The sequence below is a fragment of the Cellulomonas septica genome, assembly GCF_012396155.1.
Classification (GTDB): Bacteria; Actinomycetota; Actinomycetes; order Actinomycetales; family Cellulomonadaceae; genus Cellulomonas; species Cellulomonas septica.
In genome coordinates this window covers 1-10,083 of record NZ_JAAXOY010000055.1, presented here as the reverse complement: position 1 = coordinate 10,083, position 10,083 = coordinate 1, and the positions used below count along the sequence as shown (strand labels likewise).

The following is a 10,083-nucleotide window of genomic DNA, read 5'->3' as shown; positions in this document are numbered from 1 at the left end:
GGCACGCTCGTGGGGCAGGACCTGCTGGACGCGCTCGGGCGCGCCGCCCGCCACACCGGTGTCGTCGTCGCGGTCGCCGACGGGCGCGTCGTGGGGCTGGTGCGCGTGCCGGACGTCGTCGCCGCGCTGCGCAGCTAGCCCGCGTCCGCCGCGGACGGAACCGGTGCGACCCGGCGCCCTCGTAGACTCGTCGCCCGTGACCGACCAGACGCCCACCGGGGCCGCGCAGCGCCGCGGCCCGTTCCGCGCGGGCGACCGCGTCCAGCTGACCGACCCGCGCGGCCGGCTGCACACCATCACGCTCGCCCCGGGTGGCACGTTCCACACGCACCGCGGCTACTTCACGCACGACGAGCTCATCGGCGCACCCGAGGGCACGGTCGTGCGGAACACGTCGGGCATCGAGTACCTCGCGCTGCGCCCGTTGCTCGCGGACCACGTGCTGTCGATGCCGCGCGGCGCTGCCGTCGTGTACCCGAAGGACGCGGGCCAGATCGTCACGATGGGCGACATCTTCCCCGGGGCACGCGTCATCGAGGCGGGCGTCGGCTCGGGCGCGCTCACGATGTCGCTGCTGCGGGCCGTGGGCGACGGCGGCGCGCTGCACTCGATCGAGCGGCGCGAGGACTTCGCCGACATCGCCCGCGCCAACGTCGAGGGCTTCTTCGGCGGTCCGCACCCGGCGTGGCGCCTGTCGATCGGCGACCTCGCGGACGTCCTGCCCCGCGTCGCCGAGCCGGGCACGGTCGACCGCGTGGTGCTCGACATGCTCGCGCCGTGGGAGAACCTCGACGCGACCGCCGTCGCGCTGGCCCCCGGCGGGCTGCTCATCGCGTACGTCGCGACGACGACCCAGCTGTCGCGGCTCGCGGAGGACGTGCGCGAGGACGGCCGGTACACCGAGCCGCAGGCGTGGGAGTCGATGGTGCGTGGCTGGCACCTCGAGGGCCTCGCGGTCCGCCCGCAGCACCGGATGATCGGGCACACCGGCTTCCTCCTGACGACGCGCCGGCTCGCGGACGGCGTCGAGGCGCCGCAGCGCAAGCGCCGGCCCGCGAAGGGCTCGTACCCCGTCGCCGAGGACGGCGCGCCCCTGGAGGACCCGACCCTGTGGTCGCCCGAGGCGATGGGGGAGCGCGCGGTCTCGGACAAGAAGCTGCGCCGGGCCCGGCGGGACGCGCAGGGCCTGGCCGACGCCGCGCGGGAGGTCGACGCGCCCTCCGAGGACGACCTCGCCTGACCGTCCGGCGGTCCACCGTCCCGCTGCGCGAGACGTCGGGAACACCTGCGGTGCGGCGGGCGTCTCTGGTTGACAGGGATGGTTAGGGTCGTCGGACCAGCAGGCACAGCGTCGTGCGCGGTGGTGACGACCACGCACGACGCGGAACGGAGGCCGAGACGATGACCGACCCGAACGCCCCTGGCAGGGACCTGTCCCGTGAGCTCGCGATCCTGGCGGCCAAGAACGAGCGGCTCAGCGAGGCCCTCGTCGCCGCGCGCGAGCAGATCGTCGAGCTCAAGCGCCAGGTGGACGACCTCGCGAAGCCCCCGGGCACGTACGCGACGTTCCTCGCGGCGCGCGACGACGGCACGGTCGACATCGTGTCGTCGGGCCGCAAGATGCACGTGGGCGCGAGCCCGTCGATCGACGTGCACCGCCTGCGCCCGGGCCAGGAGGTCATGCTCAACGAGGCGCTCACGGTCGTCGAGGCCGGCGGCTACGAGAAGGTCGGCGAGATCGTCACGGTCAAGGAGATGCTCGGCGAGGGCCGCGCGCTCGTGGTCGGGCGCGGCGACGAGGAGCGGGTCGTCCGGTTCGCCGGTCAGGTCATCGACCAGGCGAAGGTCCGCGTCGGCGACGCGCTGACGATCGACTCGCGCAGCGGCTTCGTGTTCGAGGTCATCCCGCGCGCCGAGGTCGAGGAGCTCGTCCTCGAAGAGGTGCCGGACATCCAGTACGAGGACATCGGCGGCCTGGGCCCGCAGATCGAGGCGATCCGCGACGCCGTCGAGCTGCCGTTCCTGCACCCCGAGCTGTTCCGCGAGCACGGCCTGAAGCCGCCGAAGGGCGTGCTGCTGTACGGCCCGCCCGGGTGCGGCAAGACGCTCATCGCGAAGGCCGTCGCGCACTCGCTCGCGGCGACGGCGGCGGCGGCGCGGGGCGAGGAGGCCGCGGAGACGCGGTCGTTCTTCCTCAACGTCAAGGGCCCCGAGCTGCTCAACAAGTACGTCGGCGAGACCGAGCGGCACATCCGCCTGATCTTCGCCCGCGCACGGGAGAAGGCGTCGCAGGGGCACCCGGTCGTCGTGTTCTTCGACGAGATGGAGTCGCTGTTCCGCACGCGCGGCACGGGCGTGTCGAGCGACGTCGAGACGACGATCGTGCCGCAGCTGCTGTCGGAGATCGACGGCGTCGAGCGGCTCGAGAACGTCATCGTCATCGGTGCGTCGAACCGCGAGGACATGATCGACCCCGCGATCCTGCGTCCCGGGCGCCTCGACGTGAAGATCAAGATCGAGCGGCCCGACGCCGAGGGCGCGCGCGAGATCTTCGGCAAGTACCTCACGGCCGACCTGCCGATCCACGAGGACGACCTGCGCGAGCACGGCGACTCCGCGTCGACGGCGGTCGAGGCGATGATCACGCGCGTCGTCGAGCGCATGTACACCGAGAGCGAGGAGAACCGCTTCCTCGAGGTGACGTACGCGAGCGGCGACAAGGAGGTCCTCTACTTCAAGGACTTCAACTCGGGCGCGATGATCCAGAACGTCGTCGACCGCGCGAAGAAGTCCGCGATCAAGGACCTCCTCGCGACGGGCCAGCGCGGCATCCGCGTCGACCACCTGCTCACGGCGTGCGTCGACGAGTTCCGCGAGAACGAGGACCTGCCGAACACGACGAACCCCGACGACTGGGCGCGCATCTCCGGCAAGAAGGGGGAGCGCATCGTGTTCATCCGCACGATCGTCCAGGGCAAGAAGGGCACGGACACGTCCCGCACGATCGAGACGGTCACGAGCACCGGCCAGTACCTCTGACGACTCACCCCACCTCCGACGCCGACGCGCGCCGGGCCTGCCGTCCCGGCGGTGCCCGGGGCGCGGACGTCCGCGGTGACGTGCCGCGACGGACGCCTAGGGTGGAGCCGTGACCGTGCGCCGCGTGATGGGGATCGAGACCGAGTACGGCATCCTCCAGCCGGGTCGCCCCCTCGCCAACCCCATGCTCCTGTCGAGCCACGTCGTCGCGGTGCACGCGGCGGCGCGCGAGGGCGGCCGGGCCCGCGCCCGCTGGGACTACGACGACGAGGACCCGCTGCACGACGCCCGCGGGTTCCACCTGCAGCGCGCGTCGGCGCACCCGTCGCTGCTCACCGACGACCCGGACCGTGCCGCGCCGGCCGGCCCGTCCGACACGGGCGACGGCCCGCAGGAGCTCCCGCGCGGCACGACCGAGGAGTACGAGGACCCGGGCGCCGCCAACGTCATCCTCACCAACGGTGCGCGGCTGTACGTCGACCACGCACACCCCGAGTACTCCTCGCCCGAGGTCACCTCGCCGCTCGACGCGGTGCGCTGGGACCGCGCGGGCGAGGTCGTCATGCTCGCGTCGGTGCGCGCGCTCGCGTCGACGCCCGCGCTGCCCGACGTCGCGCTGTACAAGAACAACGTCGACGGCAAGGGCGCGACGTACGGCACGCACGAGAACTACCTCGTCGACCGCGCCGTGCCCTTCACGGACCTCGCGAGCCGGCTCATCCCGTTCCTCGTGACGCGCCAGGTCTACACCGGGGCGGGCCGCGTCGGGATCGGCCAGCGCGGCGAGACGCCGGGCTTCCAGCTCTCGCAGCGGGCCGACTACATCGAGGCCGAGATCGGCCTGGAGACGACGCTGCGCCGGCCCATCGTCAACACGCGCGACGAGCCGCACGCCGACCCCGACCGCTGGCGGCGCCTGCACGTCATCATCGGCGACGCGACGATGCTCGAGGTCGCGACGTACCTGCGGCTCGGCACGACGTCGCTCGTCCTGTGGCTGGTCGAGCGGGCCGTCGCCGAGGGCGGTGCGGGCGGCGCGCTCGCCGCGATCGACCGGCTGGCCCTCCGGGACCCCGTGCACGCGGTCCACCTCGTCAGCCACGACGTCACGCTCACCACCCGGGTCGAGCTCGCGGACGGTCGCCACCTCACCGCGATCGAGGTGCAGCGCGAGTACCTCGACGCCGTGCGCACCGCGCTCGCGCACGTCGGCGACCCGCTCGACGCGCAGACGACCGACGTGCTCGACCGCTGGCAGGCCGTGCTCGACGGCCTCGCGACCGACCCCGCGAGCTGCGCGCGCACGGTCGAGTGGCTCGCCAAGCTCCGCCTGCTCGAGGGCATGCGCCGCCGCGACCACCTCGCGTGGGACCACCCCCGCCTCGCCGCGGTCGACCTGCAGTGGTCCGACCTGCGACCCGAGCGGGGCCTCTACCACCGGCTCGTCGCGGCCGGTGCCGTCGACCTGCTCGTCACGCCCGCGCAGGTCGAGGACGCGGTGTGGCACCCGCCGCACGACACGCGCGCCTACTTCCGCGGCGAGGCCGTCGCCCGGTACGGCGCCGAGATCTCCGCCGCCAGCTGGGACTCGGTCGTGTTCGACGTGCCCGGCGCCGCGACGCTCCAGCGCGTGCCCATGCGCGACCCGCTGCGCGGCACGCGCGCCCACGTCGGCGACCTGCTGGACCGCTGCGACGACGCCCGCGCGCTCCTGGCCGAGCTCGGCGCCTGACGCGACCGCTGCGCCCTGGGCGAAAGGCGTGTCCGCCTCGCGGGCGCTCGCCCCGGATGCGTCGGAGGATGGGCCTAGGGTGGGATCGAGCAGGTCAGCGCGACGCCTACGGAGGTCACCATGGCTGGTCAGGAACAGGTGCGGCCCCGCCGCGACGACGAGGACCCGGTCGACGGCGCCGACGCGCCGGTGCCGGCCGCGCCGTCCGCGCAGTCGCGCGACGCCGAGGTGGACGCGCTGCTCGACGAGATCGACGACGTCCTGGAGTCCAACGCGGAGCAGTTCGTCCGCGGGTTCGTCCAGAAGGGCGGTCAGTGAGCGTCGATGGCCCCACCGACACCGCAGCCCGACCGCGCCGCCTCGGGGCGGCTCCCGCACACCTTCACCACGCCCGGCTCGTCGTCGTTCGTCGACTTCCTCGCCGGGCACGCACCCGAGCTGCTGCCCGGTAACCGGCCGCTGCCCACGTCCGAGGTCCAGGCCCCCCACGGCACGACGATCGTCGCGCTCGCGGTCGACGGCGGCGTGGTCATGGCGGGGGACCGGCGCGCCACGATGGGCTCGATGATCGCGAGCCGCGAGATCGAGAAGGTCTTCCCGGCGGACGAGTACTCCGCGGTCGGCATCGCCGGCACGGCGGGCCTCGCGACGGAGCTGGTGCGGCTGTTCCAGCTCGAGCTCGAGCACTACGAGAAGATCGAGGGCAGCCTGCTGTCGCTCGACGGCAAGGCGAACCGGCTGTCGACGATGATCCGCGGCAACCTCGGGCTCGCGATGCAGGGCCTCGCGGTCGTGCCCCTGTTCGCGGGCTTCGACCTCGACCGGCGGGTCGGCCGGATCTTCTCGTACGACGTGACGGGCGGCCGCTACGAGGAGCACGACCACCACGCGGTCGGCTCGGGCTCGGTGTTCGCGCGCGGGTCCCTCAAGAAGCTGTGGCGGCCCGGGCTGGACCCGGCGGGCGGCGTGCGCGTCGCGGTCGAGGCGCTCGTCGACGCGGCGGACGACGACTCCGCGACGGGCGGCCCCGACTCGACGCGACGCATCTGGCCGGTCGTGGCGACCGTGACGGAGGCGGGCTACCTGCGCGTGCCGGACGCCGAGCTCGGCGAGCTCGTGGCCCTCGTCGAGGACGAGCGGCGTGCGTCGCACGCGGACCGCGGAGGTGCGCGATGAGCATGCCGTTCTACGTCTCGCCCGAGCAGCTCATGAAGGACCGGGCGGACTACGCGCGCAAGGGCATCGCCCGCGGCCGGTCCGTCGTGGTCCTGCAGTACGACGACGGGATCGCGTTCGCGACGGAGAACGCCTCGCGCGCGCTGCACAAGATCTCGGAGATCTACGACCGCATCGCGTTCGCGGCGGTCGGCAAGTACAACGAGTTCGAGAACCTGCGCGTCGCGGGCGTGCGCTACGCCGACCTGCGGGGCTACTCCTACGACCGCGAGGACGTCACGGCGCGCGGCCTGGCGAACGCGTACGCGCAGACGCTCGGCACGGTGTTCACGACCGAGTCGAAGCCGCTCGAGGTCGAGCTCGTCGTCGCCGAGGTCGGCCGCGAGCCGGCGGGCGACCAGGTGTACCGGCTGTCGTACGACGGCTCGGTCGCCGACGAGCACGGGTACGTCGTCATGGGCGGTCAGGCGGACCGGCTGGGCGGGCTGCTCGCGTCGGGCTGGCGGCCCGGGATGTCCCTGCGCGAGGTGCTGCGGCTGGCCGTCGACGTCCTGGGCGCGCCCGACGACGGGGGCGAGGCGCGCACGATCCCCGCGCAGCAGCTCGAGGTCGCGGTGCTCGACCGCACGCGGCCCCGGCGGACGTTCCGCCGGCTCACGGGCGCGCTGCTCGAGGACCTGCTGACCCCCGCGGACGCGGGCGCACCGCCGACCGACGCACCGCACGACGACTGACGACCACGAGGCCCGGAGGAGGGAGCAGCGATGGACCGACGGATCTTCGGGCTCGAGACCGAGTACGGCGTCACGTGCGCCGCGCAGGACGGCCGCGGGCTGTCCGCGGACGAGGTGGCGCGCTACCTGTTCCGCAAGGTCGTCGCGTGGGGACGCTCGTCCAACGTGTTCCTCCGCAACGGCTCCCGGCTCTACCTCGACGTCGGCTCGCACCCCGAGTACGCGACGGCCGAGTGCGACGACGTGCGCCAGCTCGTCGTGCACGACCGCGCGGGCGAGCGCATCCTCGAGGGTCTCGTCGCGGACGCGCAGCAGCGCCTCGAGCACGAGGGGCTGCCGGGCCGCATCCACCTGTTCAAGAACAACACCGACTCGGCGGGCAACTCCTACGGCTGCCACGAGAACTACCTCGTGCGGCGGCACGGGGACTTCGCGCGGCTGTCCGACGTGCTCGTGCCGTTCCTCATCACGCGGCAGGTGCTCACGGGCGCGGGCAAGGTGCTGAGCACGCCGCGCGGGGCGCTGTTCTGCCTGTCGCAGCGGGCCGACCACATCTGGGAGGCCGTGTCGAGCGCGACCACCCGGTCGCGGCCGATCATCAACACGCGCGACGAGCCGCACGCCGACGCGGAGCACTTCCGCCGGCTGCACGTCATCGTGGGCGACTCGTCGATGTCCGAGACGACGACGATGCTCAAGGTCGGCGCGACCGACCTGATCCTGCGCATGGTCGAGGCCGGCATCCCGATGCGGGACATGACGCTCGAGAACCCGATCCGCGCGATCCGCGAGATCAGCCACGACCTCACGGGCAAGCACCCGGTCGTCCTCGCGAACGGCCGGACGGTCACGGCGCTCGACCTGCAGGAGGAGTACCTCGCGCGCGTCGTGGACTTCGTGTCGACCGAGGGTGGGCCGACCCCCGAGACGAAGCAGGTCCTCGACCTGTGGGAGCGCGGGCTGCGCGCGCTGCGCACGGGCGACCTGTCGCTCGTCGAGCGCGAGCTCGACTGGGTCATCAAGTACCAGCTCATCGAGCGGTACCGCGCGAAGCACGACCTCGAGCTGTCCGACGTGCGCGTCCAGCGGCTCGACCTCGCGTACCACGACATCTCCCGCACCGAGGGGCTGTACAACCTGCTGGCCGCGAAGGGCCTGGTCGAGCGCGTGACGTCCGACCTGGAGATCTTCGAGGCCACCGCGGTCCCGCCGCAGACGACGCGCGCCAAGCTGCGCGGCGACTTCGTGCGTGCCGCGCAGGAGGCCCGCCGGGACTACACGGTCGACTGGGTGCACCTCAAGCTCAACGACCAGGCGCAGCGCACGGTGCTGTGCAAGGACCCGTTCCGCAGCGTCGACGAGCGCGTGGACCGCCTCATCGAGTCGATGTAGGTGCTCAGGCACGCGCCGTACAGTGTGCGTGCCCGCGGACCGGTCGACCTGCCGTGACCGTTGCGGCCGGTACTGGTCGCCGGCGACCCTGCCCCGGACCGACCCGGTACGGTGGCGCCTCGCGGGCGTGACCGGACGCCGAGGCGGGGGGCGCCCACCACGAGGAAGGACCGACGTGCGACGACTGCGGGAGACGGCGGCCGCCGCGCTCGTGGCGCTGGCGCTGCTCGCGGGGTGCACGACGCCGCAGGCCGCCGACCCGGAGATCACCGTCACCGGGGAGCCGGGCGAGGCGCCGACGCTCACGTACCTGACGCCGCTCGAGGTCACCTCGACCTACCGCGAGGAGATCTGGCCGGGCACCGGCGCGGAGCTCGTCGAGGGCGGGCCGGTGCTCATCGACTTCTGGCTCGAGAACGGCACCGACGCGTCGCTCGTCGACGAGAGCTACTCCACGACGCCCACGCCGCGGCTCCTCACCGAGGAGGACCTCGGCACCGACCTGTACGAGACGCTGCGCGACCAGAAGGTCGGTGCGCGGCTGCTCCAGGTGAGCCCGCCCCGCGGGTCCGGCGCGGTCGACTACCCGACGGTGACCGTCCTCGACGTGCTGCCGACGCGTGCCGACGGCGAGCCCATGCCTCCGCGACCGGACCTCCCGGCGGTCACGCTCGACGCGTCCGGCGCCCCGTCCATCACCCCGACCGGCACGGAGCCGCCCGACCAGCTCGTCGTCCAGCAGGTGCTGCGCGGTGCGGGGGCGCAGGTCACGCCGACCGACGTCATCACCGTGCAGTACACGGGGTTCGCCTGGACGACGGGCGAGTCGTTCGACTCGACGTGGACGAACGGCCTGCCCGTGTCGTTCGGCCTGCAGGACGTGCAGGCCTGGGCGGAGGGGCTCGTCGACCAGCCCGTCGGCAGCCAGGTCATGCTCGTCGTCCCCCCGACGTACGCGCTCGGCGTCACGGAGAGCCAAGAGCTCGCCGGTCAGACCGTGGTGTTCGTCGTCGACATCCTCGCGACCGGCTCACCCGACGGAGGCTCCTGATGACCGTGGCGCTGCGCGTCATCCCGTGCCTCGACGTCGACGCGGGCCGCGTCGTCAAGGGCGTGAACTTCGAGAACCTCCGCGACGCCGGCGACCCGGTCGAGCTCGCGCGCCGCTACGACGCCGAGGGCGCGGACGAGGTGACGTTCCTCGACGTGTCCGCGTCGTCGGGCGGTCGCGACACGACGATCGAGGTGGTCCGCCGCACGGCCGAGGAGATCTTCGTCCCGCTCACCGTGGGCGGGGGCGTGCGGTCGACCGACGACGTCGACCGGCTGCTGCGTGCGGGCGCCGACAAGGTCGGCGTGAACACCGCCGCGATCGCACGGCCCGAGCTCATCTCCGAGATCGCGCACCGCTTCGGCAGCCAGGTCCTCACCATCTCGATCGACGCGCGCCGCGTCACGGGCGACGTGCGGACCGACTCCGGGTACGAGGTCACGACGCACGGCGGCAAGCGCGGCACGGGCCTCGACGCGGTCGCGTGGGCGGCGCGGGCCGCCGAGCTCGGGGCGGGCGAGGTGCTGCTGAACTCGATGGACGCCGACGGCACCGAGGCCGGCTTCGACCTCGAGATGATCGGCGACGTGCGCCGCGAGGTGCGGATCCCGCTCGTCGCGAGCGGCGGTGCCGGGACCGTGCAGCACTTCGTCGAGGCGGCCAAGGCCGGCGCCGACGCGGTGCTCGCGGCGAGCGTGTTCCACTTCGGCCAGCTGACCGTGCGCGACGTCAAGGACGCGCTGCGCGCGGCGGGCGTCGTCGTCCGCTGACGCACCGCCCGCGGGGCGCGGCGCGCGCGCCGCGCAGGGGACCAGCGGCTCAGACCGGCAGGCGGTCGGTGAGGATCTCGACGTCCTGCGGGTCGCCCTGCACCGTCACGTCGGCGGCCGCGCCGCGCCCGAACGCGAACAGCACGAGCTCGCCGACCGCGCCGCGCACGACGACCGTCCCGTAGCCGT

General features: G+C 73.3%; 9 protein-coding genes. All 9 read left to right on the top strand.

What is annotated here, in order from left to right:
* Positions 1–196: 196 nt before the first annotated feature.
* The 9 genes from HGA02_RS04215 to hisF all read left to right on the top strand — a co-directional run bounded on the left by HGA02_RS04215 (position 197) and on the right by hisF (position 9,894).
* Positions 197–1,240: a class I SAM-dependent methyltransferase gene (locus HGA02_RS04215; RefSeq protein ID WP_168677889.1), complete on the top strand. Its 1,044-nt coding sequence runs from the start codon at positions 197–199 to the stop codon at positions 1,238–1,240.
* Between the two features lie 161 nt (positions 1,241–1,401).
* The gene (gene arc, locus HGA02_RS04210) at positions 1,402–3,039 is read left to right on the top strand and encodes a proteasome ATPase (RefSeq protein ID WP_168677887.1); all 1,638 of its coding nucleotides are present in this window, start codon (positions 1,402–1,404) and stop codon (positions 3,037–3,039) included.
* A 109-nt stretch (positions 3,040–3,148) separates the two neighbouring features.
* Entirely contained in the window at positions 3,149–4,771 is a 1,623-nt protein-coding gene (dop, locus tag HGA02_RS04205) for a depupylase/deamidase Dop (RefSeq protein ID WP_343035260.1), read from the top strand.
* A gap of 120 nt (positions 4,772–4,891) precedes the next feature.
* Complete coding sequence (locus tag HGA02_RS04200) at positions 4,892–5,089, top strand: ubiquitin-like protein Pup (protein ID WP_013770948.1); 198 nt, start codon at positions 4,892–4,894, stop codon at positions 5,087–5,089.
* Between the two features lie 6 nt (positions 5,090–5,095).
* Complete coding sequence (gene prcB, locus HGA02_RS04195; RefSeq protein ID WP_168677885.1) at positions 5,096–5,947, top strand: proteasome subunit beta; 852 nt, start codon at positions 5,096–5,098, stop codon at positions 5,945–5,947.
* Positions 5,944–6,681, top strand: coding sequence for a proteasome subunit alpha (gene prcA, locus HGA02_RS04190; protein ID WP_168677883.1), 738 nt, complete (start codon positions 5,944–5,946; stop codon positions 6,679–6,681). The genes prcB and prcA overlap by 4 nt, the downstream gene beginning before the upstream one ends.
* A gap of 30 nt (positions 6,682–6,711) precedes the next feature.
* A complete protein-coding gene (gene pafA / locus HGA02_RS04185; protein WP_168677881.1) occupies positions 6,712–8,073 on the top strand; it encodes a Pup--protein ligase in 1,362 nt (453 codons plus the stop codon).
* Positions 8,074–8,248: 175 nt separating this feature from the next.
* Positions 8,249–9,124, top strand: coding sequence for an FKBP-type peptidyl-prolyl cis-trans isomerase (locus HGA02_RS04180; RefSeq protein WP_168677879.1), 876 nt, complete (start codon positions 8,249–8,251; stop codon positions 9,122–9,124).
* A complete protein-coding gene (hisF, locus tag HGA02_RS04175; RefSeq protein ID WP_162351890.1) occupies positions 9,124–9,894 on the top strand; it encodes an imidazole glycerol phosphate synthase subunit HisF in 771 nt (256 codons plus the stop codon). Before HGA02_RS04180 ends, hisF begins: the two co-directional genes overlap by 1 nt.
* The last annotated feature ends 189 nt before the right edge of the window (positions 9,895–10,083 follow it).